General features: G+C 59.8%; 19 protein-coding genes. 6 read left to right on the top strand and 13 right to left on the bottom strand.

The genetic code is table 11. The features are described 5' to 3' along the window. Nucleotides 1-62: 62 nt before the first annotated feature. A complete protein-coding gene (locus BUE92_RS18385; protein WP_073525531.1) occupies nucleotides 63-1,004 on the bottom strand; it encodes an ornithine cyclodeaminase family protein in 942 nt (313 codons plus the stop codon). Between the two features lie 417 nt (nucleotides 1,005-1,421). On the opposite strand from BUE92_RS18385, the gene BUE92_RS18380 reads away from it, so the two are divergent. Both BUE92_RS18380 and BUE92_RS18375 read left to right on the top strand, forming a co-directional pair. Beyond that, nucleotides 1,422-3,839 carry a hypothetical protein gene (locus BUE92_RS18380; protein WP_073525529.1) on the top strand — a complete coding sequence of 806 codons (2,418 nt, stop codon included), beginning with the start codon at nucleotides 1,422-1,424 and terminating at the stop codon, nucleotides 3,837-3,839. Between the two features lie 572 nt (nucleotides 3,840-4,411). Further along, nucleotides 4,412-6,604 (top strand): hypothetical protein, encoded by a 2,193-nt coding sequence (locus BUE92_RS18375; RefSeq protein ID WP_073525527.1) that lies wholly within the window; start codon nucleotides 4,412-4,414, stop codon nucleotides 6,602-6,604. Between the two features lie 108 nt (nucleotides 6,605-6,712). Here the strand turns inward: BUE92_RS18375 and BUE92_RS18370 are convergent, their stop codons facing one another. The 4 genes from BUE92_RS18370 to xylA all read right to left on the bottom strand — a co-directional run bounded on the left by BUE92_RS18370 (nucleotide 6,713) and on the right by xylA (nucleotide 11,943). Further along, nucleotides 6,713-7,852 carry a sugar ABC transporter permease gene (locus BUE92_RS18370; RefSeq protein WP_073525525.1) on the bottom strand — a complete coding sequence of 380 codons (1,140 nt, stop codon included), beginning with the start codon at nucleotides 7,850-7,852 and terminating at the stop codon, nucleotides 6,713-6,715. Beyond that, on the bottom strand, nucleotides 7,853-9,397 hold the full coding sequence (gene xylG / locus BUE92_RS18365) for a D-xylose ABC transporter ATP-binding protein (RefSeq protein ID WP_073525523.1): 1,545 nt from the start codon (nucleotides 9,395-9,397) through the stop codon (nucleotides 7,853-7,855). A 129-nt stretch (nucleotides 9,398-9,526) separates the two neighbouring features. Beyond that, the gene (gene xylF / locus BUE92_RS18360) at nucleotides 9,527-10,525 is read right to left on the bottom strand and encodes a D-xylose ABC transporter substrate-binding protein (RefSeq protein ID WP_073525521.1); all 999 of its coding nucleotides are present in this window, start codon (nucleotides 10,523-10,525) and stop codon (nucleotides 9,527-9,529) included. Between the two features lie 101 nt (nucleotides 10,526-10,626). Further along, nucleotides 10,627-11,943: a xylose isomerase gene (gene xylA / locus BUE92_RS18355; RefSeq protein WP_073525520.1), complete on the bottom strand. Its 1,317-nt coding sequence runs from the start codon at nucleotides 11,941-11,943 to the stop codon at nucleotides 10,627-10,629. A 249-nt stretch (nucleotides 11,944-12,192) separates the two neighbouring features. On the opposite strand from xylA, the gene BUE92_RS18350 reads away from it, so the two are divergent. From BUE92_RS18350 to BUE92_RS18335, 4 genes are all read left to right on the top strand, one after another. Then, nucleotides 12,193-12,663, top strand: a complete 471-nt coding sequence (locus tag BUE92_RS18350; protein WP_073525519.1) for a hypothetical protein — start codon at nucleotides 12,193-12,195, stop codon at nucleotides 12,661-12,663. Between the two features lie 86 nt (nucleotides 12,664-12,749). Then, complete coding sequence (locus BUE92_RS18345) at nucleotides 12,750-14,162, top strand: PAAR domain-containing protein (protein WP_073525518.1); 1,413 nt, start codon at nucleotides 12,750-12,752, stop codon at nucleotides 14,160-14,162. Then, complete coding sequence (locus BUE92_RS18340) at nucleotides 14,159-14,548, top strand: hypothetical protein (RefSeq protein ID WP_073525517.1); 390 nt, start codon at nucleotides 14,159-14,161, stop codon at nucleotides 14,546-14,548. The genes BUE92_RS18345 and BUE92_RS18340 overlap by 4 nt, the downstream gene beginning before the upstream one ends. Before the next feature lie 88 nt (nucleotides 14,549-14,636). Continuing rightward, nucleotides 14,637-15,842, top strand: a complete 1,206-nt coding sequence (locus tag BUE92_RS18335; RefSeq protein ID WP_073525516.1) for a XylR family transcriptional regulator — start codon at nucleotides 14,637-14,639, stop codon at nucleotides 15,840-15,842. On the opposite strand, the gene BUE92_RS18330 is transcribed toward BUE92_RS18335, so the two are convergent. Genes BUE92_RS18330 through BUE92_RS18295 form a run of 8 tightly spaced genes read right to left on the bottom strand, consistent with a single transcriptional unit; the run spans nucleotide 15,730 to nucleotide 24,496 of the window. Next, complete coding sequence (locus tag BUE92_RS18330; RefSeq protein ID WP_073525514.1) at nucleotides 15,730-17,157, bottom strand: isochorismate synthase; 1,428 nt, start codon at nucleotides 17,155-17,157, stop codon at nucleotides 15,730-15,732. The genes BUE92_RS18335 and BUE92_RS18330 overlap by 113 nt on opposite strands. Further along, a complete protein-coding gene (locus BUE92_RS18325) occupies nucleotides 17,154-17,462 on the bottom strand; it encodes an isochorismate lyase (RefSeq protein ID WP_073525513.1) in 309 nt (102 codons plus the stop codon). The genes BUE92_RS18330 and BUE92_RS18325 overlap by 4 nt, the downstream gene beginning before the upstream one ends. Beyond that, nucleotides 17,462-18,205: a thioesterase II family protein gene (locus BUE92_RS18320; protein WP_073525512.1), complete on the bottom strand. Its 744-nt coding sequence runs from the start codon at nucleotides 18,203-18,205 to the stop codon at nucleotides 17,462-17,464. Before BUE92_RS18320 ends, BUE92_RS18325 begins: the two co-directional genes overlap by 1 nt. Further along, the gene (locus tag BUE92_RS18315) at nucleotides 18,202-19,800 is read right to left on the bottom strand and encodes a (2,3-dihydroxybenzoyl)adenylate synthase (protein WP_073525511.1); all 1,599 of its coding nucleotides are present in this window, start codon (nucleotides 19,798-19,800) and stop codon (nucleotides 18,202-18,204) included. Before BUE92_RS18315 ends, BUE92_RS18320 begins: the two co-directional genes overlap by 4 nt. Further along, a complete protein-coding gene (locus BUE92_RS18310) occupies nucleotides 19,793-20,512 on the bottom strand; it encodes a VOC family protein (RefSeq protein WP_073525510.1) in 720 nt (239 codons plus the stop codon). Before BUE92_RS18310 ends, BUE92_RS18315 begins: the two co-directional genes overlap by 8 nt. After that, nucleotides 20,509-21,648 (bottom strand): Gfo/Idh/MocA family oxidoreductase, encoded by a 1,140-nt coding sequence (locus tag BUE92_RS18305; protein ID WP_073525509.1) that lies wholly within the window; start codon nucleotides 21,646-21,648, stop codon nucleotides 20,509-20,511. The genes BUE92_RS18310 and BUE92_RS18305 overlap by 4 nt, the downstream gene beginning before the upstream one ends. After that, on the bottom strand, nucleotides 21,645-22,823 hold the full coding sequence (locus tag BUE92_RS18300) for a cytochrome P450 (protein WP_073525508.1): 1,179 nt from the start codon (nucleotides 22,821-22,823) through the stop codon (nucleotides 21,645-21,647). The genes BUE92_RS18305 and BUE92_RS18300 overlap by 4 nt, the downstream gene beginning before the upstream one ends. After that, entirely contained in the window at nucleotides 22,820-24,496 is a 1,677-nt protein-coding gene (locus tag BUE92_RS18295) for a class I SAM-dependent methyltransferase (RefSeq protein ID WP_073525507.1), read from the bottom strand. Before BUE92_RS18295 ends, BUE92_RS18300 begins: the two co-directional genes overlap by 4 nt. Between the last annotated feature and the right edge of the window lies 1 nt (nucleotide 24,497).

Genomic DNA, 24,497 nt, shown 5'->3' with positions numbered 1-24,497 from the left:
CGATAACGCGCCCATCCTGTGTGACCGCAGTGCCTGTGAGGTCTTCGCGAGCAAGCTCGCTCCTACAGTCGGTACAAGGCATTGGCCAGTGCGATGTCCTCCAGGCCCAGGCCGATGGAGCGGAAAAATACATGACGATCGTAGTCCGGGCGCTGCGCCATGTCGCTGAGCAACTCGGGCAGGTCGCCGATGATCGCGCATTTGTCCCAGCCGTGCTGTTCGCTGGCGATCAACATCTCGCCGGCCGAGCCCGGGGTGGTTTGGCGGTAGTCGCAGAACACGTGCATCTGGTTGAGGCAGTGGGGCGGTACTTCATGGGCACGCGGTGCGTTGGTGCTGATGGAGGTGATCAGCGCGGGTTTGCTCAAGCGCGATGGGTCGATGACCGGGCCGGCGGACGAAGTGCACAGCAGGATCACATCGGCATCTTCCAGGGCCGCTTCACAGGTATCGGCGAGCGTCACGCGCGGGTCCAGCAGGTTGAGTTGTGCGCGTGTTTCGGCCGTGGCCTGACCCAGGCTGGGCGAATACAGGCGAATGTGTTGCCAGTCCCGCAGATTCTGCACATAACGCAGGTGGGCCTGAGCAACCTTGCCACTACCAATAATCGCGAGGCGCTGTGCCGACAACGGCGCCAGTGCATCCACTGCCACGGCCGTGGTTGCAGCGGTGCGTGCGATGGTCAGTTCAGAGGCATCGCACAACAGCAGGGGCTGGCCGCTGTGCATCGACATCAACAGGGTCCACGCTGTCACCAGTGGGCCTTGGTCACGCACGATATAGGGCGAGGTCTTGACGCCATACACCCCATCTTCCGCCAACACGCCAAGGTAGTTGATGAAGTCACCGGCGCCTTGGGGGAACTCCACCCACTGTTGAGCGGGCTGCACGGCATGCCCGGCAGCGAGGTCGCGGAACAGTTTGCGCAAGATAAGGGGCACGTCGACCTGGGCAAGCAGTTCACGCGCCTGGGTCTGGTTGATGATGAGGGGAGTATTGGACATGGATGCCTCTGGGTAAACTTATTTGTCTATTATGGACGTTTAGTCTGTATTCGCAATAACCCAAGAAAAAAATGCGGCCAATGTGTGAGGGGAGGAGGCGGAAAAATAGTGGCTATCCGGAAGGATTGGCGAAAACGGCATGTAACAAGTGCCGCGCTTATTGAAGGAACCTATTGACTGGTAAGTGCTACTCACTTGACCGCTGGTGTAAGCAAGAGGGTGTGAGCGGTGTACGCGCATTCCACCAACACAGGATGCCCATACGATGCGATGTGAACGGGAGACAGTCAGTGGCTAATCCGCGTTTGCATCTGAAGTGTGAGCTGGGGCAATCGCGATAGTCTTGAAAAAGGTAAATTTTTAATGCCTCTGATTTCGCCGAATATATCACCGGCCCCAGGTCTAGGGTATTCAGAGATGGCCGGAGGGTTCGTTCCCATTGGCAGCCCTATTCTAAGCGAAACCTCAAGAATTCTAGCCCGACCTCTTTCTCAAAAAGCGCTTTACAGTACGGTGGTTTTTGGTCCGTCCAAGGACTTTTCGCGCGGCACACTTGAAGGACAGAAGCAGCGCATCGATGCGTATGCTGTTCGGGTCCTCGACCTGATCGATAGCATAGAAAGTGGTAAAGAGGGTGAGCGTAATATCAGGTTCCAGCAGGCTCGTCAGTTCTTGGAGCCCGCAGGTTACTTTAGCGCTGGGTTATTAGCTGCAGGGTACGACCCACAAGAAAAAATCACGGTGACGTTCAACTCTTACGTAGGGAAGTGGAAGCCAGAAGTAAGGACCAACACCGACAAACGCACCTATTTTGCATGGGAAATTGCAGCCGGAGCCCTCAAGCACGATAGGGCACAGGAAGGTGGCCTGGTCAACTTCCAAACAACCAGAATCGAGCCACAAGACCAGAGCAAGATTGACAATCTGGAAGCGTTGGGCGCGAAGCTCCAGGATCACTGGGAAGATGAGATAGCCAAGCCCATGCGAGATGAGTCGGGTGCATTGGCGAAGCGCTCGGGGAACGCAGACGTCTATGTGTTGCGGGGAACCTTACAAAGTCTGGTAGGCAACAAAGCCAGTTTTGAAAAGTTAAGCCTGGACGCTAGGAAGGCCATTCATCGCACGTTAAATTGGGACGGCCAAGTCATTATTCCAAACATTTATGGCTATCCATTGGCGGGCTACGCATTTATCCCTTACTTACCCTTTGATGGTGATGTCGAGCATCGACCCAATAAGGGAGTGATGATTGATTTGAAGAATGGCACGCTCAGTGAGATTCGGGGTGATAGGGAGTTTTCCGAGTGGGCAAAAAATAATCGTGATAACGTCGTTAGTCGTTTCAACGCCCGCGACAGGCAAGGCGGTAAAGATGCGCATTGGCCAAAGGCTGGCGATGTACTTGATAATTACATTGCGGGCAATCATGCGAGCTATCCGGGGCGTAAAAGTCTACTCGTAGACCAAGCCGTGCCGGTATGGGGAACATTCAATTATACGAAGTCGCGAGGCAGTGATTATGTATTGAAATACGGCAGCCTCCGCTCCGGTCTTGCCGCAAAGTACCAAGCGTTGAATGCCAAAAACGCGGTATGGAGTGACCAGACGCAGGTGTTTGGCTCCTCGCAGCAACGGTGGAAGGCCGCGAAAGAGTTTTGGGGCAGTACCTTTGGTTATGTACCCGTCCTTGGCAATATCGGCAATGTCGTTTTCGGGGCGCATGACGGCATCTATGGTATGACGGCGAACGATCGTGTGGGGGGCAATGCCGCAGCAGTTATTTCAGGTTTGCAACTGGCGCATGAGCTTCTCCACGTTGGGGCGGAGGCTGCGGTGGATAAGCCGCTCATACCGGTTAATGCCAGCGCCAACGAACGTTACCGCTGGCACCCTACAGCGCAGCCCAACGAACTTGAACTGACGCGAATATCGAATCCTGCGGCCACCCCGATATCCACGCCGGCGTCATCCTTTCCGGGAATGCGCGAGGTGAAGTTTAGAGGGAAGAAGTACTTTGCGGCTGACAAACCCGATGTGGCAGATGGTGAGCATTACAAGCTGCAAGTACTCGATCCGAAAGACCCCTCAAAATTGGCGTATAGCGGCATTGCTGCCAAGCCCGATGAGGCGGGTGTATGGAAGAAGATGGGAATCTCGGGTGGTGGGCTAAAAGAACATTTTTCCCTTAAATTCAGAAACGCTCGGGAAGAGCTGGACGCAGTTGTTGAACAGCATGCAAACATGGCGCTCCCCGCCAAGGAGGAGGAAGTGGAGCGGTTCACAGAAACGATGACTAAACTCATCGGGGAGAGTAATGCGGATGATTTTGGGTTGATTGAAACCTATACGCACGCAGATTCAGATTTTGTCAACGGACCGTTAAGAGCGGGTAAAAGTACGCCTGAGCTTGAAGCGTTTCTGCTCGAGTTCAATCAATTAAACGCTTATGAAGGCAAAGCCTATCGCTCAGCCTTTGTGACGGCAGAAGGAGCGAAAAGAATTAAAGAAAACGTTGGAAAAGTGTTTCAGGACTCCGGTGTACAATCTGCGTCGGCGACGGTGCGTAATTCTGCTGAATGGGAAGGGTGGGCCAAAGGGGCGGCGAAGCAACGAACCAGTGCCGCCCAGCAGGTGGTGTATGTATTTGATGAGTCAATCCCCAAAAAGAATTTGTCGACGGACTTTTTGAAGGATCATGTTGCCATAGGCGCTGGAGAATTTATGAAAGTGTTGGCTTTCAAAGAGCAGGGTGAAAAGTTGTTTGTATACGTCTCCTCACCTTCCAAACTGCCGAAGCACATTTACAATGTATTTGATGGGAAGCTTATTTATTAAGCTCATCCGGTTCTTCAGTGGGGCCATTGGCAGCATTTTTTTGTGCTCCTATACCCAAGCCCGCCTTTTGCGGGATCGAGGGGCCGGGTAGGATTTTGCTCATCACATCAGTGTATGACGTTTCACCCAATATAATTTTAGTTGCGTTCGCTGCTTGGGGTGCGATAGCGATTTTTGATTGCAGGGTGTGGTCTTGATTTTAGTGGGGTGAAAGAGTGGGGAAGATAATGATTGTAACGTTGCCTCCGGTCATAAAGGGTGTAGTAGACACCATGACTGATGTCACTCCTGGTGGGGCGTTAGTGGGTGACCCTGAAATGCCTAATCCCTCCAGGCACTCCTTCTTGGGCTCAGATTTTAATCGATCACCCTCAACGCCCCTCGTCATAAGAAGCTCCTCGGTAGGCGGCCTATACACTTCATTTGTTTACACTCCGCCCATCGGAAGCACGCCTCTGTCACATGATGTTTTTAACAAGAGGGTTATTTATGGCTCGGCCAACGTTACTGCGCCCAGCCCGCCCCCTACACAGCATGAGCGCACGCAGCGAATCACTGCCTATGCGGACCGTGTGCTGGCAGCGATCGAAAACATAGAGGTGGGCATTGAGGGGCAGCGGAATGTCAAGTTCCAGCAGGCTCGCCAGTTTCTGGAGCCAGCGGGTTATTTCAGTGGTGGGTTGTTGGCTGCCGGGTACGACCCGCATGAAAAAATCACGGTGACGTTCAATTCATACGTAGGGCGGGGAAGCCCCGATACGTTGACTGACAGCAGCACACGCACTTACTTTGCATGGGAAATTGCCGCCGGAGCGCTTGCGCACGATAAAGTGGAGCGAGGTGGCCCGATCAATTTCCAATCGATGCGTATCGAGCAAAAAGATCGGAGCAAGGTTGCAGATCTGGAGTCGGCGGGCCGGAACCTTCAGGACCATTGGGAAAGTGAAATATCCAGCGCCATGCGGAGCCCATCGGGAGACTTGGCGCAACGCTCGGGAAAGGCAGATGCCTATGTAATCAGGGGCACCTTGCAAAGCCTGGTCAATGACAAGGACAGTTGGGCGCTGATGAGTAGCGATACTAAGACAACTATCCAGCGCGTACTGCAGCAGAATGGGCAAATCATCATTCCCAATCTCTATGGCTACCCCCTGGCAGGGTATGCCTTTATTCCAACGCCACCTTACGACGGCAACCCGGCGAACCGACCCAATAAAGGCATAATGATAGATCTGAAGAACGGCACGGTCTCTGAATTGGGGGGGGACCAGGATTTTAATAATTGGGCTAGAAGTAATCGCGATCAATTGCTGTCTAGTTTTAACGCGCGCGACAGGCAAGGCGGTAAAGATGAACACTGGCCAAAGGCCGGAGAATTATTGGATAACTATATCGCGGGTAACGTTGGAACCTATCCGGGCTATCGAAGTGTAGTCTCCGACAAGCGCGTGCCGGTGTGGGAAACCTTTAATTACAGCGAGTCGCGAGGCCGAGATTATCGCTTGAAATACGGCAACTTGGATTCGATTGCCGAGCACTACCAGGCCGTGAACGCCAATAATGCGGTGTGGGATGACCAGACTGAGGTGTTTGGTTCCTCGCAGCAAAATTGGAAGAATGCCAAAGAGTTGTGGAGTCATACGTTCGGCTACATACCTGGTGTCGGCAATGCGGGAAATATTGTTTTTGGTGTGCATGACGCCCTCTACGGCATGACTGCTGATGATCGCGTTGGCGGTGATGCGGCTGCGGTGATATCCAGCCTGCAATTGGTGCACGAACTTGCGACCTCTGCTGCGGGTGGGGGAGAAAGTGAACTCGGTTCGGATATAACCAATCGCGTCAAATGGAGTAATAAATCTCTTGAGAATGACTTTGAATTGGTGCGAACCCCGACGGTTTCGACAGTGACCGTTGAAAGCCCCCCTGGACCTTTGGCAGGCATGCGGGAAGTAGAGTTCAGGGGCCGAAAGTATATTGTCGCTGACAAGCCAGATGCCGGGGATGGTGTGCACTATTTGTTGCGTAGTCGAGACCTGAATGATCCAGAAAAACTGGTAAGTTCCGGCAAGCTTGCGAAGCCGGATGCCAATGGCGTTTGGCGAGCAAGAGGGATCGCCGGTGGTAACAACGGACCAGTTTTTCTAAAAGAGCGCATTGCAGGTACCACGCTGGAAAGGCCCGCTACCGCCGAACAAATATTAGAGCTGAATCGAAAACCCGGTTCCGACTATACCGTCAGCTCGCTGGATCCGAATGACACTCGGCCATTTAAGCCTGATGGCTCCTACGCTTTTGTTATACGTGCGCAAGAGCCGGACAAGGTCTACGTTGGTTCGATGAACAAAGGCTTGACCCCCGAGGGTAAGCGCTATCCTTACGTTAGACAGTCCAATCCCGACTGGGTGGGTGGGCATTCGGCATTGACCAGCGGGTTGAAATCGCTGAAGGGGGGCACTACTGATGTGCTGTTTGCAGGCGAGGTCTATATCAAGAACGGCAATATCGAGTTTTGGACGAATGGGAGTGGTCATTACCAACCGCCCACTGAACTTCGCGACACCAATCTAACGCCAATTGTCAAAGAACTACTTCCCAATGACCGGTACGTGGAGGAGGATCAACTGACGCGCGCACAAGAACAAATGTGGAGCAAAAGCACCCATATGACCCCACAGGAGCTGGCGGAAACTGAAGAGTGGTTGAAAGAAGAATTCAATATACAGGACACTGAATTTGACAATGAAATCAGCGACGATGAGTGAAAATTGGCGTTAATCCAGACACGGTTAATGCTCAGTTCAAAAAGATTGATGGCGGCTTCCACCTTCACGCTTTTTATGGGGCTACGCACGGAACGCCGAGACTTTCATTCAACCACGCCGCCCGGCCCGCGTACTCACATCCACCCACACCGCCAGCACCAGAATGCTGCCCTTGACGATCATCTGCCAGTAACTGTCCACATCCAGCATCGACATGCCGTTATCCAGGCTGGTAATCACCAACGCCCCGAGCAACGCGCCATACACCGTGCCCGATCCCCCGCGCATCGAAGTACCGCCAATAAAGCACGCCGCAATGGCATCGAGTTCGCCCATGTTGCCCGCCGAGGGTGAGCCCGCGGCGAGGCGTGCGGTGTTGACCAGGCCGGCGAGGGCGCACATCACGCCCATGATGCCAAAGATCCACAATTTCACCGCTTGCACATTGATGCCCGACAGCCGCGTGGCTTCCATATTGCTGCCTACCGCATATACGCGGCGGCCGAACACGGTCTGGCGCGTGACATAGCTGAACACGCCCAGCAGCGCCAGCAACAGCAGCACCGGCACCGGGATGCCGTCGTAGCGGTTGAGGGTGGTGACAAAGCCTGCGAGCACCGCGCCAATCAGCAGCACGCGCAGTGCATCGCGCAGCAGTGAGTGCGCAGCTAACCCATGCAGCGCACGGTTGCGCCGTTGTTTCCAGGTGAGGAATAGCGTCAAGGCAAACAGCAACACCCCAAGCCCGATACCGACGCCGTGGGGCAAATACCCCTGGCCCACATACACCAGCGACGGCGATACCGGCGCAATGGTGGTGCCGCCGGTAATCCCCAGCAGAATCCCGCGAAACGCCAACATCCCGCCCAGGCCGACGATAAACGAGGGGATGCGCAGGTAAGCGGTCATGTAGCCGTTGGCCAGGCCGATCATCAAGCCGCACAGCGCCACCAGGCTCAGGTTGGCCAGCAGCGGAACGTGATAAATCACATCCAGGATCGCCGCCAGCCCACCCAGCAATCCGAGTAGCGAGCCCACCGACAAGTCGATCTCGCCGCTGATGATCACCAGCACCATGCCGCACGCCAATATGCCGGTGATCGACATCTGCCGCAGCAGGTTGGACAGGTTGCGCGGGGTGAGGAACCCGCCCTCGGTCTGCCAACTGAAAAACAACCAGATGATCGCCACGGCGATCACCAGCGCGAGCATTTTGTAGCGGGTGAAAAGGTGTTTGACCTGGTTCATCTACGCGGTCTTCCGATTGTTATTGTTGTGGCTGAGCGCAGCGGCGAGCACCTGTTCCTGGGTGAGCCCTTCATTGATGAAGTCCCCCCGCAACTGGCCGTCGCCAATCACCAGTACGCGGTTGGACACGCCGAGCACTTCGGCCAATTCCGAGGACACCATGATGATCGACACGCCTTCGGCCGCCAGCGCGCCCATCAGTTTGTAAATCTCGTACTTGGCCCCCACGTCCACCCCGCGCGTGGGCTCGTCGAGGATCAGCACCTTGGGCTGGGTCATCAGCATTTTCGCCAGCACGGCCTTTTGCTGGTTGCCGCCTGAGAGGCTGGTGATCGGCAGCGACGGGCTGGCGGTCTTGAGGTGCATGCGGCTGATCTGCTGGTCGATGCTGCCCAGTTCGGCCTCTGCGTCGATGCGGGTCATGTGCGCGTAGGTGTCGAGCACCGCCAGGGTGATGTTCTGGCCCACGCCCAGGTCGGGGATGATGCCTTGGCGCTTGCGGTCTTCTGGGACCATGCACAGCCCGGCGCGAATCGACTTGAGCGGCGTGCGCGTGTCGATCACCTGGCCGTCCAGCCACACCTCGGCGCTGTAGCGGCCGGGGTAAGCGCCGAACAGCGCCGACACCAACTCCGTGCGCCCGGCGCCCACCAAGCCGGCGATGCCAAGGATTTCGCCGCGCCTGAGTACGAAGGAGATATCGTCGACGCGCTTGCGCTTGGGGTTGTCGACGTCGTAGCAGGTGACGTTACGCGCTTCGAAGATAACTTCGCCTACTTCATGGGGCTCGGTGGGGTAGAGGTTGCTCATTTCGCGGCCGACCATCTGGGTGATGATCCGGGGGATGTCCATGTCTGCCATGGCGGTGGTCGCGATGTGCTTGCCGTCGCGAATCACCGCAATGGTGTCGCACACCGCCGCCACTTCATCGAGCTTGTGCGAGATGTACACGCAGGCCACGCCCTTGGCCTTGAGGCCCTTGATAATGTCCAGCAATACCTCGATTTCGCCACGGGTCAGGGCCGAGGAAGGCTCGTCAAGAATCAACAGGCGCGCCTGTTTGTTCAAGGCCTTGGCGATCTCCACCAGTTGCTGGTAGCCACCGCCATACTGCGACACCGGCAGCGCCACATTCATGTCCGGCACCTTGAGTTCCCGCATCAAGGCTTCGGCGCGGTGCAGCATCGCCGGGTAGTTCATGCGCCCACCGGGCAGTGTCAGTTCGTGGCCCATGAAAATGTTCTCGGCCACCGACAGGTCGGGCACCAGGGTCAGTTCCTGGTGAATGATGACAATGCCGGCCGCCTCGGTTTCGCGGATGGACTGGGCCTTGAGCGGCTGCCCATCCCAGAGGATTTCCCCCTCCCAAGTGCCGTGCGGGTACACCGCCGACAGCACCTTCATCAGGGTGGATTTACCGGCACCATTCTCGCCGCACAGGCCGACGCATTCTCCCGGACGTACCTTGATATCGATGCCGTTGAGCGCGTTGACACCGCCAAAGCTTTTGACGATGCCGTTCATTTGCAGCAGGTAGTCGGGCATTACTATTGCTCACACAAGGGCTGACGACATTACTGTAGGAGCGAGCTTGCTCGCGAAAAAAGCATAGGCGACACGGGTTGGCTGATAGCGTTGCGTTATCGTTAACGTTTTTCGCGGGCAAGCCCGCTCCTACAGACCGATCTGCTCTTTGGTGTAGAAGCCGTCCTTCACCAACAGGTCGACATTGGCCTTGGTCAACGGCGTCGGGGTCAGCAGGATGGTGTCGACCTTTTTGCTGCCGTTGTCGTACTGCGAGCTGTACGTTGGTTTCTCATTGCGCGCCAGTTGCACAGAGAGCTTGGCCGCTTCGGTGGCGATCAGCTTGAGCGGTTTGTACACGGTCATGGTCTGGGTGCCATCGATCACACGCTTGATCGCCGCCAGGTCAGCGTCCTGGCCGGAGATCGGCACCTTGCCCGCCAGCTTCTGCGCGGCCAGGGCCTGGATCGCACCGCCGGCGGTGGCGTCGTTGGAGGCGACGATGGCGTCGATCTTGTTGTCGTTACGGGTCAGGGCGTTTTCGACAATGCTCAAGGCTTCGGTGGGATTCCACTCCTTGACCCATTGCTGGCCGACGATCTTGATATCGCCCTTGTCGATGGCCGGTTGCAGCACCTTCATCTGACCTTCGCGCAGCACCTTGGCGTTGTTGTCCGTCGGCGCGCCGCCCAGCAGGAAGTAATTGCCCTTGGGCGCCGCTTGCAACACGCCGCTGGCCTGCATCTCGCCGACTTTTTCGTTATCGAAGGAAATATAGGCGTCGATGTCGGCATTGAGGATCAGGCGGTCATAAGACACCACCTTGATCCCGGCCTTCTTGGCTTCGGCCACCGCGTTAGTCAGCACCGTGGCGTTGAACGGCACGATCACGATCACATCGACGCCACGGGAGATGAGGTTTTCGATCTGGGCAATCTGCTTCTGTTCGTTGGCATCGGCAGACTGCACGAACACCTTGGCATCGAGTTTTTCCGCGGCGGCGACAAAGTAATCACGGTCGCGGGACCAGCGCTCCAGACGCAGGTCGTCGATGGAGAAGCCGATTTTCGGGTGCGCAGAATCGGCCATCACCGGCAGGGCGAGCAGTGCCAGGGCTGCGGCGAGCAGGGCAGGTTTGAATGACTTCATGGTAGTGCGTCCTTTTATTGTTGTTGGAAAGACACAGCGTGGTGCGGGTTGAACTGTAGAGCGTCACTCGACGCTCTGTGCAGAGAATTGTCGTGCAAATGTCACCGATAGATAAACCGATTGACCACGCCTTCAAGCATCTCCTGGCGCCCGCTCACCGCCTGCGGGTCCAGCTCGTTGGCAAAGGCATGTTCAGCCAATGACGCCAGGCTGAACTCACCGGCCAACACCGCCTGGCCCAATGGCTGCTGCCAGCCGGCATAGCGTTGGTCCTTGAACTGCTGCAAGCGGTCGTCCTGCACCATCGCCGCCGCACGCTCCAGGGCCAGGGCCAGTACATCCACGGCCGCGACATGCCCGTGGAACAGGTCCACCTCGTCCAGGCTCTGGCGGCGCACCTTGGAATCGAAGTTATAGCCGCCGTTCTTGAACCCGCCGGCCTTGAGAATTTCATAGGTGGCCAGGGTCATTTCCTCGACGCTATTGGGGAACTGGTCGGTGTCCCAGCCGTTCTGCGGGTCGCCGCGGTTGGCGTCGATACTGCCGAAAATCCCCAACGACACGGCGGTGGCGATCTCATGATGAAAACTGTGCCCGGCCAACGTCGCGTGGTTGGCCTCGATGTTCACTTTGATCTCGTGTTCCAGGCCGTACTCATGCAGGAAACCGAACACGGTGGCGCTGTCGTAATCGTATTGGTGCTTGGTCGGCTCCTGAGGCTTGGGCTCGATCAACAGGTCACCCGTAAAGCCGATCTTGTGCTTGTGCTCCACCACCATGCGCATAAAGCGCCCCAGCTGTTCGCGCTCGCGCTTGAGGTCGGTGTTGAGCAAGGTTTCATACCCTTCACGGCCACCCCACAGCACATAGTTGGCGCCCTTGAGCCGCAGCGTGGCATTCATCGCGCTGAACACCTGGGCGGCGGCGAAGGCGAACACCTCTGGGTCGGGGTTGCTCGCGGCACCGGCGGCAAAGCGCGGGTTGCTGAAGCAATTTGCGGTGCCCCACAACAGCTTGATGCCGGTCTGTTCCTGATGGCGCTCCAGGTGGTCGACCATCTGCGCAAAGTGGTTGCGGTACTCCTTTAGCGAGCTGCCTTCGGGCGCGACATCGGTGTCGTGAAAGCTGTAGTAGTCGATGCCCAGCTTGGAAAAAAACTCAAACGCCGCCTCGGCCTTGCCGATGGCCACCTCCATCGGATCGCCACTGCGCTGCCAAGGGCGTTTGAACGTACCCATCCCAAACATATCCGCCCCTGGCCACACAAAGGTATGCCAGTAACAGGCCGCCATACGCAGGTGCTCACGCATGGGTTTGCCGAGGATCAGTTTGTTGGCGTCGTAGTGACGAAAGGCGAGGGCAGAGGTGCTGGCAGGGCCTTCGAAGCGCACCTTCTCGACACCGGGGAAGTACGGCATGGGGTTTTCCTTATTGTTCTGGGCGGTGTCTGGATACTAGCAATGGCACCTGGGTGGCTGATTATGAAAATCACCAAAGGGGAGTGCGATTTTGAGTGAAGGGCTCAGAACGGCGCAGGGAGTACAGGATTTAGGGAAACGTCTGACTTTACGGTGGGGATATGCCTCTTCAAAGTTTGGGTTGTCAGCCATTGCCTTGATGTGAACAAGCGAAGACGACTAACTAAGCTGAGAATGAGGAAGATAAAGATGAGTGCATCACAAACCTTGCTATATACCAATGAAGTGTCGGCTGATTTTTTAATTGAGCTGGACATGCCTGCATTTTCCGAGCAACAACTTTCGGGTTTCAGCGAGCAAGCTCTGAAGTTCATTAATGAACGAGAGGCCCAAAACAAGGCTCATCCGGCTATTGCCATTTATCGAGTGGCGGCCGAAGGCAGCCAGACGCGTAACGGTGGGGTGATTAAAAAAACCACATCGCAAATGGCGTTCAAATTGGCTGATGGTTCGCAAGTACGTGCTGCGCACAAAGGGGATTGCGCTGTATACGCCGACGGCACGACGGCGCAGATCGTGACGTGTGCGGGTGAAGCTAATAGCCATATTGCGCTTGTAGGAAGCACGCTCAGCAACGGTGACGAAATTATCAATACGCCACAAGGTTCAGTACTGTTGATTGCTCGTGAAGGCGTGCAGAAGGCAGATGATTTTTTATGAGGAATTACTAAGTGCGTTGTGTATGACTTAGTTGTTTTTCCGCGCTGTGTACTTGAGTAGATAAGATTTTAAAAAAGGGTGCGTGAATGAGTGAAGGGTATTTTGTCGGTTTGGGTGATAATACAACCTGTGGCGGAAAAATTATCGAGGGCGATCCTAGGGTTAATATATATGGAGTACTCCATGCTCGCGAAGGCGACTTGGTTACTTGCGGAAAACATGAAGGTACGTACCAGATTTTGGGTGGCATTTCTCATATCGAAAGTCATGGAAAACGTGTGGCCGGCACGCTGGACAGCTTCAGCAGCTGCCCCTGTCGAGCTCGGCTTATTCCTTCGGTTTACTCCGCCACCTATGAAAATGAAAGTTCAGAGCCGCCCATTAATCAGCGCATTGCTCAACCGAGCACATCAAATGCAAATGGCAGCCCTGTAGCGCCGCGTCAGTCTGGTTTCGCCCCGTCGGGTCGTACAGTTCCAACTGCATACAACGGCATGAATGGCCAAGAGCCAGGCTTCCATATCGTGCCCCAGAGCATGACTCGCGAGGCGCTGGAAGCCACACTTTTTCCGACGCTCGACCCGGCTGTGATGCGCAAGTTTCAATCGCTGAATCCCAACACAGGCCACGTCAAAGCTGGTTCGATGATCGTGCTCAGCGATCCGAAAAACACCTCCTGCACGTATGAAGAAGCTCAGTTGATGCAGGCTGCACAACACGTCAGCGCATCACTGGATGAACTGACGCCGGACGAGGCTGACTTTCTGTATCGCCACGGTGCAGAGATCGCCGGTTTCATCGGCCATACCTCTACCTGGCTCGGCGTCAGCGCTGTGGTGATGGAAAAGCACCTAAGCAATTTGCGCGAAACGCTGCAGGCTATGGAGCGCCTGCATCAGGACAGCTATCGGCAGCATGGGCACCTTCGGTCACCGCAGTTCTTTGCTGATCGTCAGCGACTTATGAATCAGTTGGATGCTCATCTGCTCAACTCCACCCGCCTGCGCGGCCAAACCACCCTGGGCGACCATCCCAAGTTGAAAACGGCCCTGGGTATATCCAGCCGCAGCTTGGTGCATCATTGGGACAAGGCGGGTGGGCCGGGGCAGATTCCGGGGTATGCGGCTCATGTGGAGGCGGTCAGCCGTGCCACGAAATATATGAAGGCTGGTGGTTACATCGGGATTGGTCTTGGCGGTGTATCTTCGTTGTTGGCCATTGAGCAGGTGTGTAACGGGGAATCTGGTGCAGCGTGTGAGAAGGTTAAATTTACTGAAGGAGGGAAATTCGCTGGGTCTACTGCTATAGGTGTTGCAAGCGGATTGGCAGCCAGCTATGTCAGTACTGCAGTGTGCGTAGCACTAGGCGTCACAACAGGGATCGGTGGTGTTATCTGTGTCGCAGCTGTTGTAGGCACTGGCGCTTGGGTGGGTACGACTTACGGTGGTAAAACGGGTGAGTACATAGGTGAAAAAATTTACGAGGCCAGGCAACCGTGACCAGTATCGACACTTGGCCTTCCTGGATCGCAATCATCGTTACAGGGGGCCCAATTTTGCTCGCCGTTGCTGGTATTACTTTTAGTCTTTACCTAAGTCGTCGGCACCTGGAGTCTATAAGGTCGGCATTGAAGAACAGTCGTTTTATTTATATCTGGGGGACCAGCCTGGGAAAGAGAGGGGTAATCTGGTCGCTTTGGGAAATATCAAAAATTGCCGGAATGGTGACGTTGCCGAAGGCGTCTATCCGCATCGGAGAACTGGACCCTGACGATCTTGAAAATTTCCCCCCTCATCTAAAACGTCTGTTGACCATCAATATGATGATGTTGATCGGTTCCGTCTTTTTGGCCGCAGTTGCAGCCATGTTGGTGGAATTTAGGTAAGTTGAGCGGGCCTCCTCCGAGGCCCGCTATCCTGATCAGTCAAACCTCCGCGTACTCGTCTGCACCGACCGGCCTCAGGACAAAAACAATGAAAACCCTACCACCCGTTCACCGTATCGCCTTGCTATTCAACGGCAGCAAAATCTACGACCGCGGCATCATCGCCGGTATCGGCAACTACCTGAGCAGCACCCGCGCATCCTGGGACCTGTTCCTGGAAGAGGACTTCCTCTGTCGCCTGCGCGGTATCGAGCGTTGGCAGGGCGATGGGATCATTGCTGACTTCGATGACCCGCTGATCGGCGAGGCGCTGGCCGGCAGTCGGCTTCCGGTGGTGGCGGTGGGTGGGTCTTATGAGGATGTGGGCAAGTACCCCAAGGGCATTCCCTATGTGGCCACCGATAACCATGCCCTGATGAAGCTGGCCTACGAGCATCTCGTTGAGGCGGGGTTGACGCGGTTTGCCTGTTTCAGCCTGCCCGAAGCCCAGGCCAATCGTTGGGCCCAGGAGCGTGAGAAAGCCTTTCGCCGCTTGATGCAGCGCGATGGCTTGCAGGTAGAGGTGTATCGCGGCCTGGGCACCAGTGCGCCGTTGTGGGACAGCGCGGTGGAGCAGCAGATTGCCTGGCTGCACAGTTTGCCCAAGCCTATCGGCATCATCGCGGTGACCGATGCCCGTGCCCGGCAATTGCTGCAAGCCTGCCTGACGGCGGGCATTGCGGTGCCGGAAGAGGTGGCGTTGATCGGTATCGACAACGACCCGCTGACCCGTACCCTCACGCGGGTGCCGCTCAGTTCGGTGATCCAGGGCACGGAGACCATGGGCCGCACCGCTGCGGCGCTGTTGCATCAGATGCTGCACGGCAAACCCTGCACGGGCACCCAGGTGCTGGTACCGCCGGACGCCATTAACGTGCAAGCCTCCAGCCTGCACCAACCCCTGGGCAACCCTTACGTGATGCAGGCCTTGTTGTTTATCCGTCAGTACGCCTGCCAGGGCATCAAGACCGATCAGGTCGCCGCTTATGTCGGTGTTTCCCGCTCGTCTCTGGAAGCGCATTTTCGCAAGGCGCGGGGCTGCAGCGTGCATGATGAGATTTTGCGCTTCAAACTCGCCGCTGCCGCCAAGGGCCTGGAAAACCACAGCCTTGCTATTGCCGACATTGCTGCACGCTGTGGCTTCACCTCTGCGCAGTACCTGCATACGGTGTTTCGCCGCGAATTTGGTTGTACGCCGCGTCAGTATCAGCAGGGCAGGCCAGCTGCAAGGCCTGCTGCATGCTCGCCAGCTTGATCTGGGTTTCCTCGTATTCATTGGCCGGCAGTGAGCCCTCGACAATGCCGCAGCCGGCGAACGCGTGGCAATGCCTTGGGGTGATCAGCGCCGACCGCAGGGCCACGAGGAAGTCGCCATTGCCCTGGGCGTCCAGCCAGCCCACCGGCGCCGCGTACCAGCCACGATCAAAACCTTCATGTTCGCGGATGAACGCCAGGGCCGATGCCCTGGGCAGGCCGCCAACGGCGGGCGTGGGATGCAGGGCCTGGATACCGTCCAGCAGGCGCTTGCCCGTGTTGAGTCGGGCGCTGATCGGTGTGCTCAAGTGCTGCACGGTGGCCAGTTTGAGCAGGCAGGGGCGGGAAGCGACCTGCAGGTCGCTGACCTTGTCATGCAGCGCCTGGGTGATGGTCTGCACCACCAGTTGATGCTCATGCTGCTCCTTCGGATCGGCCAATAGGCATTCCCCCAGCGCTTGGTCCTCATTCGGCTTGAGCCCACGGCGGGTGCTGCCTGCCAGGGCGTGGGTGGTCAGGTGGCCCGACGCGCAACTGAGTAAACGTTCGGGGGTGGCGCCCATGAAGCAATGGTCGCCACGGTGGATCGCGAACAGGTGCGAGGCGTTACGGCGTGCATACAGGCGGCCCATCACCGCGCCGGTGTCGAGGGCAGCGTCCAGGCGGTGGTCGATATGCCGCGCCAGCACCACTTTGTTCAATTCACCCTGGGCGATGGCGCCCAGTGCGGTCTCGACCGTGGCCTGCCATTGATGTTGGGGCAAGGCGCTACGGCCCAGCACCGTGGGTGTGGCAGCCAGGTTGAGGGTGGGGTTGAGCAGGTGTTCATAGGCGGCCAGGCTTTCCTGGGCCAGTGCGGCGGGGTCGCTGCCTGGCTCGATCACGCGCTGGCAACGCAGCCAGCGCCCGCTGGCGTCCTCGCTGAGCAACCAGTGGGCGAGGTGAAAACTGGCGTCGGCAAAGGGCGCCCAATGGGGGGCGCTGGGTTGCTGGTCATCGAAGCGCATGCCGCCCAGCAACAAGGGCGCATGTGGCCCTTGTACCAGCGCATCGGCGCACAGTGCGAACCATTGGCGATCCACCTCGGCCATGCGCTGGGGGCCGGTGGCTTCGATCTGCCAGGTGCAGCCCAGGCCGAACAGGCTCAGGTCCGGCGAATGCGCACACCAGAAGAAACCTTGCCGATGGGCTTGATACAGCGCCAAGGGCGCAAGCGTCGGCGCGGCGCATGCGCTGACGGCAATCACCGGCCGTTGGTACGCCACCGCCCGTTGGTGCGCGGCCTGGAACACCTTGAGCAAATCGTTCGCGTTCATACGGCCTTGCTCTTTTTCTGCAGCCAGAAGGCGGTCTGCTCGGCGATGTACCAGTGGATGATCTGGTTGAACAGGCTTTCGATAAATTCCCCATCCAGCCCGACGTCCTGAGCCCATTGCCGACGCAGCGGCAGCATCGCCGCGACGCGCTCCGGGGCGGCGATGCTGGCCTGGTCGGGTTTGAATGCGGAGGCGGCCTTGACGTACTGCATGCGCAGGCCAAGGGCGTCGATGATCTGTTGGTCGAGGCTGTCGATGGCGTGGCGAATATCAGCAAGGCCAGTGCAGTGTTCCGGGGTTTTCATCATGTGTCTTCCTGAAGGTAGGCAGTGCGTTGCAACAGGTGGTCGATCACCGGTCGCGGCTGATGCTTGAGGTAGAAATGGTCGCCGTCGAACAGGCGGATATCCGGGAGATGGCCGCTCAGGTCGGCCCAGGCGCGGGCCTGTTCCAGGCTGACTTCGGCGTCATCGCGGGCCAGCAGCACATCCAGCGGCGCCGTCAGGGGCGGCAGGTGTGCAGGGCGCCAGGTTTCGATGGCCTGGTAATCGCTGCGCAGCGCGGGCAAGAACACCGCACGCAACTGCGGGTTGGCCCACAGGCCGGCGGCCTGGGCATCCTGGCGCAGGATGTCGGCGATCAGTGCACTGTCAGCCTGGCGGTGCAGGTCGCTGGGCGGTTGCCGGTGGGGCGGCGCATGGGCCGAGACAAACACATGGGCCGGGCCGGCAGCGGCTGCTTCCAGGTGTACGCCCACGGCATAGGCCAGTGCCGCGCCCATGCTGTGGCCAAACAGCAACAGGGGCCGCGCAGGCAAGGCCAGCAACGCCTGGCTGATGTGCTCGGCGAGGGTCGCCAGGCACGGCACATGCGCCTCGTTGAAGCGCTCTTCACGGCCGGGATATTGCACCGCCAGCAGGTCGATATCCCCCGGCAAGTGCGCCAGCCACGGCCGGTAAAAACTCGCACTGCCACCGGCGTGGGGCAGGCACACCCAGCGTGCGCGGGGCTGTGGGCCCTCCCGCAAAACGCGTAGCCAGCGGCTCATGATGCCAACACCTGTTCCGCCAGGGCCTTGCGGTTGACCTTGCCCAGGCGTGTCAGCGGAAACTCGCGCAGCACCTGCAAGCGGTCCGGCAACTTGTAGGCGGCCAACCCACGTTCGCGCAGCCAGGCGTTGATCGAAGCCAGGTCGATTTGTTCGTCGTGGGCCAGCACGCAGGCGCAACTACGCTCTCCCAGCAACTCATCGGCCAGGGCCACCAGCGCCACATCGCGGATCAGCGGGTGGCCCAGCAGCAGGTTCTCGATCTCTTCCACCGGGATCTTCTCGCCGCCACGGTTGATCACATCCTTGCTGCGCCCTTCGACAATCAAGTGCCCCTCGGGCAGGCGCCGCACCAGGTCGCCGCTGCGATAAAAGCCATCGGCAGTAAACGCCCGTTGGTTGTGCTCGGCGGCGTTGTAGTAGCCCCGAATGGTGTATGGGCCACGCACCAGCAGTTCCCCCACGGCGCCAGGCGCGACCGCTACATCATCGCCATCAACGATACGGATCTCATCCGCAGCGGTCAGTGGCAGGCCCTGGGTTTCGAAGACCAGCGTCTGCGGGTCATCCAACCGGGTAAAACACAGCAAGCCCTCCGCCATGCCGTACACCTGTTGCAGGCCACAGCCCAGGGCGGGGCCGATGCGTGCGGCGATCTCGGCCTTGAGGCGCGCGCCGCCGACTTGCAGCCATTGCAAGCTGCTGAGGTCGTTGTCGGACCATTGCGCCACTTCCAGCCACAACAACACCAGGGGCGGGATCAACGCCGTGTGGGTGATGCGTTCGCGTTCAATCAGTTCGAAGGCGGTGTCCGGGCTCGGCTCCGGCGCCAGCACCAAGGTGGCCCCGACACTGAATACGCCAAGTGCGCCCGGGGAGGCCAAGGGAAAGTTATGCGCCACCGGCAGCGCCGCCAGGTAACGGGTGTGGTCGTCGAAGCCGCAGGCGCGAGCCGCCAGCCGGGCGTTGCAGGCGTAGTCGTCATGGGTACGCGGGATCAGCTTGGGCAGGCCGGTGGTGCCGCCGGACAACAGCAGCACCGCGACGTCCCGGGCGTCTGGCGCGGCAAACTCCCGGGGTGTGGCGACGCAATCGGCCAGGGCCACGAACTCTTCGGCCGCGCCCACCACCCACACCTGTTGCAGGCTCGGCACCTGTTCAACCAGGGTGCGCGCCAGTGGCCGGTAATCGAAGCCCAGGTGCTGATCGACAATCACATAGGCCACCGCCTGGCTCAGATGGGCCAGGTGGGCCAATTCATGCTCGCGGTGGGCCGGCAGTGCAAACACCGGGATCGCCCCCAGGCGCAGCAGGGCGAAGGTCAGGCTGAAAAACTCAGCGATATTGGGCAGTTGCACCAGCACCCGCTGGCCGGCGAACAGCCCGCACTCGGCGAGGCCGGCGGCCAGGCGGTCGGCGTGTTGGTCCAGTTCGGCGTAGCTCCAGCGTCGGTTGCCGTCGACCAGGGCTTCACGTTGTGGTGTGCGTTGGGCTTGCTCGCGCAGCAGTTGGCCCAGGGGCGCGCCTTGCCAGTAGCCTTGCTCGCGGTAGCGGCGGATAAAGTCTTCGGGCCAGTCAGTGCATCCATCAAGCATGGCAATCTCCTTGGGCAGTCGGGCAGCCGAGCAATTGGGCGCCGTGCAGTCTCAGTGGTTGCGCCAGGCCGGCGATCTGCACCGCCTGGACGCCGGTGTGGGTGGCCGGTTGCAGGTGCAACATAGGGTCGTCGCCCGCGAGCAGGTTTAGGGCGGTGTGGTCGGCGGGGCTCACGCCAAGGTGAATGGCCGCCAGGCCAGTGGCGCCGTTGGGATGGATCAGCCGCGCCGGATGCTGCGTGGGCGTGTAGGGCGTCACCAGGAAAGGCAGGCGCTCATGGCGCGGGTAGACAAAACGAAAGCGCGTCTGGCTGCCGTCTGCACAGGTGCGTTGCCAGTTCACCACGCGGCCCATGGCCACGCCGCTGGCCGCCAGGCCCTTCAGACGCGGCGCCAGGGCGGCGTCATCGCACAGCAACGCCAGGTCGCAGAAGCCTTCGCCGTGGGCGGCCCAGCGCAACATGCGCCGCCCGGCACCACGCCCGGCCAGGCAGTCGATGGGCCATTTGAACAGCCAGGCGTGGCGCGGCGTGGTGAGCAACTCGATGATCGGCCCGTGGCTGAACCAAATGTGCGCGTGCTGGGCGCGGGCCTCGGCGGTGGCGTAGGTGACCTCGAACCCGGCGGCGCGAAAACTCGCCACGGCCTGATGCAGGTCGCGCACCCACAGCAATACGTGGCTGCAGGAGGAACGGAACTGGGCAGTATTCAAAAGGGCAGGGCTCCCAAGAGTTGAGCGCTGGGGTCAGCGCCAGGGGGTTGCACGGCCTCGGCGCGGCGGTGCAACTCGGCCAGCGGCAAGGCCTGGGGAACAGGCGGCTCAATCAACTGGGGCATACCGATCAGGCTGTTCATTTCGCGCCAGGCCATCGACACCTCGGTGGCCCACACGCCGCTGCGCAGGCGTCGCGCGGGTGTTTCGATGTCGGCGCACAACGCGTCCAGGGCGAGGCAGACCGCATCCGGCCACACCTGGTTGAACACCTGGTGATAGCTGGCAGGTATCTGCGGGTCGAGCACCACCATGGTCGGCCCGGCCAGTCGTTCGCTGCCGGGGCCCGCCATGATCAGGCGGTCGGTGCTGTCCCGTGGTGCATGCAGGCGCGGGTTCCACAGCACCGGACCGTGGGTATCGCAGAGGCTCAGTACGCCGGCTTCACAGCCCACTTCCAGGCGATGCATCAAAAACGAATGGTTGTCCGGGTCCTGGGGATGCACTTGGTTCTGCACGCGCAGGCTGATGGGCACGCCATTGAAACTGGCGCTCAGCTGTGTGAAGGGGTGTGCGCCGACGCTGGCGGCGGGTGCTGCAAATGCCCAAGGCCGCAGGCCACCGGCCAGGCGCCCGAGAATGTCGAGCAAGGGGTAGGCCACCTGGCTGTTACAGGCCGCGTCGATATAGGCCAGCCCGTGTTGCTCGCGCAGGTAGTCGGCCACCGCGAGAAAGCGCCGGATCGCAAGGATATTGGGGTACAGCGTATTCACCGCGTAGGCCGCCTGGCCCTGGCGTGCCGCCTGCATGCACGTGGCGATTTCGCGGTGATGCACCGGGTGTTCCTGCAACACGTGAATGCCACGGCGCAGCAACTGCTGGGCCAGTTCGCTGCCGGCGCCACCGGTTGCGCCGGAGCGCACCACCACACAGGCGATATCGACGGTGTCCGGCACCTGTTCCACGGTCTCGTACAGTGGCACGCCGTAGTGGTCGGCGCAGGCTCGGGAGTAGGCATTGCCGCGCGACAGGATCCCCACCAGCTCATAACGCTCATGGGCCCGGGCCAGGGCTTGCAGGTAAATGCGACCAAACGCGGTGCCCGCGACGATCACGCGTTGGCGTGGGCGGCTCATGACCAGGTCACCGGCAGGCAGTGGGCACCGCGGAAAAAGGTCGCGGTTTTCCACTGTACCGCCCCGCAGCGTTTCAAGCTGGGCAGGCGTTGCACCAGCGCCTGCAACGCCTCCTGCAACTCCACCCGCGCCAGCGCCGCGCCGATGCAATGATGCAGGCCGTGGCCGAAACCGAAATGGCCCTGGGTATCGCGTTGCAGGTCCAGGACCTGTGGGTTGGCAAAGCGCGCCGGGTCATGGTTGGCCGCGCCGATTGAAGCGAATACCGCCTCGCCTTGGCGCACCAGGGTTTCACCCACCTGAATGTCTTGCAGGGCGTGATGCACAAACATTGCCGCCGAGGCCAGCGGGATATAGCGCAAAAGCTCTTCCACCGCCTGGGGGATCTGCTCGGGGTGGGCCTTGAGCTGTTGCCATTGCTGCGGGTTGTCCAGCAGCACGAGGATGAAGTTGGGAATCTGCGACGCGCTGCCTTCGTAGCCGGCGACCAGGATGGCGATGCACAAAAGCAGCAGTTGTTCTTCGCTCAGGCACTCGCCTTGTTCGTCGGCCTGGGCCAGGGCGGTCATGAAATCGTCCTGGGGGTGGCGGCGGCGCTCGGCGACCAGGCCCTTGATGTACGCCGCGAGTTCGCCCAAGTGCTGTTGCGTCAGGGCCGCGTCTTCGGGGCGGGTCGACAGCAACGAGTCGTTCCACTGTTTGAAACGTTCGCGATCGTGCAGCGGTACGCCAAGCAATTGGCAAATCAACGCCAGGGGCAGCGGCAAGGCAAAGTCGTTGACCAGGTCAGCGGGCGGGCCGGCGGCGAGCATGCGGTCGATCAACTGGTGGGCATAGGCCCGTGCATGGGGGCGCAAGGCTTCGACGCGGCGCCGGGTAAACGCCTGGGCAGCTCGGGAGCGAATGCGGGTCAGCTGCGGCGGGTCCATCATCACGATGCCACCGGCGATGCGTGGGAACGCCCGCGGTGCATCGTCACGGCGAAACGCCTCGCTACGGCTGAAACGCCGGTCGCCCAGCACCTGGCGCACATCGTCATAGCGGGTGGCGAGCCAGGCGGGCGCGCCAATGGGCATCTGGATACGCAGCAGGCCGGGCGCTTGCTGGGCATGGCGATAAGGCTCAGCCAGCGCCAGGTCGGTGAAAGCGTTGAAGGGGTAGGCCAGCGGGGTCATGGCAGGTCCTTGGCGATAGGCAGGTCGGGCAGACGGTCGAGCAGTTCAAGCTGCAGGTCGGGGTGTTCCAGGTGGGCCGCCAGCGCGGCACGGCTCAGGCGTTGCTCGGGCACTTGGGCGACGAAGACGCGATGGCCCAGGCGCGCCAACGGGTGGTGGGCGGCGGGCAGGCTGCGATTGCCCTGGAAGCCGGCACGGGCCAGGGCGCTTTGCCACTGGTTGAGGTCCAGGAAGGTGCAACTGCTGAGTGCGCGTTCATCGCTGGCCTGGTTGAGCATGAAGGCCTGGGACGCCATTACCCAGAATTCCTCCCGGGTCGGCTCGCTGAACACCAGCCAGCCGCCCGGCCTGAGCAAGGTCAGTAGAATGGCCAGGGAGCGCTCGGTGTCGCGAGCGGCATTGAGTACACCGCCGGCGATAATCAAGTCCCAGCCCTGAGTGTGATAACCCTGGGCCAGGGCAGGGCGGTCAATATCGAACACGCCGTGGCGTACCCATGGCCAGGCGTGCAGGCGCTCGGCGGCCTGTTCGCTGAAGTAGCGCGACACGTCGGTGCACAGGTAGTCCACGGGGCTATTCGCCAGGGCGGGCAACACCGCCTGGGTGGTGGAACCGGTGCCGGCGCCGACCTCCAGCACGCGCAACGGCGCATCGGTGGGTTGGCGCGCTGCCCAGGCACCCACCCAATGCGCCACACTGCGATGCTGGTATTGCGCCGCCAGGCTTTCGCGGTACAGCGCAGCTGCGCGATCGGTGCGGCCTTGGGGAAACAGCAGGTGCACGGCGGCGCACTCGCCGCGCATCAGCGCTGGCAACTGGCGGGCGTTGTCCCGTGCATAGTCGAGGGTGGCGCTGCCGCCGGTGTTTTGTGCCCAGTCCAGGCTCAACTGTGCCCAAAGGCCTTCCAGCGTGGCGGTGCTCCAGGCGCTGGCGTCGAGGCTGGGATACAGGTGGTCGCCCTTGCGCTGCAGCAGTTGCTGGGCTTGCAACACGTCCAGCCAGCGTGCGATCAAGGGCCGGTGACCAGGAGCGATGCCGGCATTGGCCAGACTTTGGGCCACATCATTGAGCGGCGCCGGCAGCAAGCCGCATTGCTCCAGGCCGTTAAGCATCGACAGCAGGGCCGCGTGGCTCAAGCGTTGGTTCAACTGCACGGCCTGGCTCAATTGCGCGAGGCTGAATGACTGGTCGATGGCGGCCTCGGTCGCGTCCAGGTGATCGTCCACAGCCGCTGGCTCGCAAGGGTGGGGGACGGCGAACAAGGTCTGGCCATGCAGCGCGACCGCACTCACTTTGGGGTGCCCCAAGGCTCGCTCACACCAGCGCTGTTGCTCACGCTTGAGGTCGGCCAGGTCGCGTCCATCTTCGGTGAAACCCCGCACGTGGCAATCCAGTTGGGCTGCGGCCCGTTCGGCCAGTTGCCAGTCACCGGGGCGCTCGCTGACGAACACCAACTGCTCCAGATGGCTCAGATCACTCAAGGCCAGGGCGGGAAAGTCCAGCAGGCGCTCCAACTGCTGGGCGCTCATCACCACCACCGCCGGGCGCTGGCGTTCAAGCACCGCCAGCAAACGTGCCGGTGCCTGTTGATGCGCGCCCAGGTCGGTCAAGGTCGGCAGACGCCACGGATGCGCTCCGGCGGGCAGGTCGATCAGTAAGGTATCGACATTCATC

Origin of the sequence: Pseudomonas fluorescens (genome assembly GCF_001902145.1) — a bacterium.
In the GTDB taxonomy this organism is placed as follows: Bacteria; Pseudomonadota; Gammaproteobacteria; order Pseudomonadales; family Pseudomonadaceae; genus Aquipseudomonas; species Aquipseudomonas fluorescens_BV.
The sequence above is the reverse complement of the archived record's forward strand: the minus strand, read 5'-3'. Positions and strand labels throughout refer to the sequence as shown.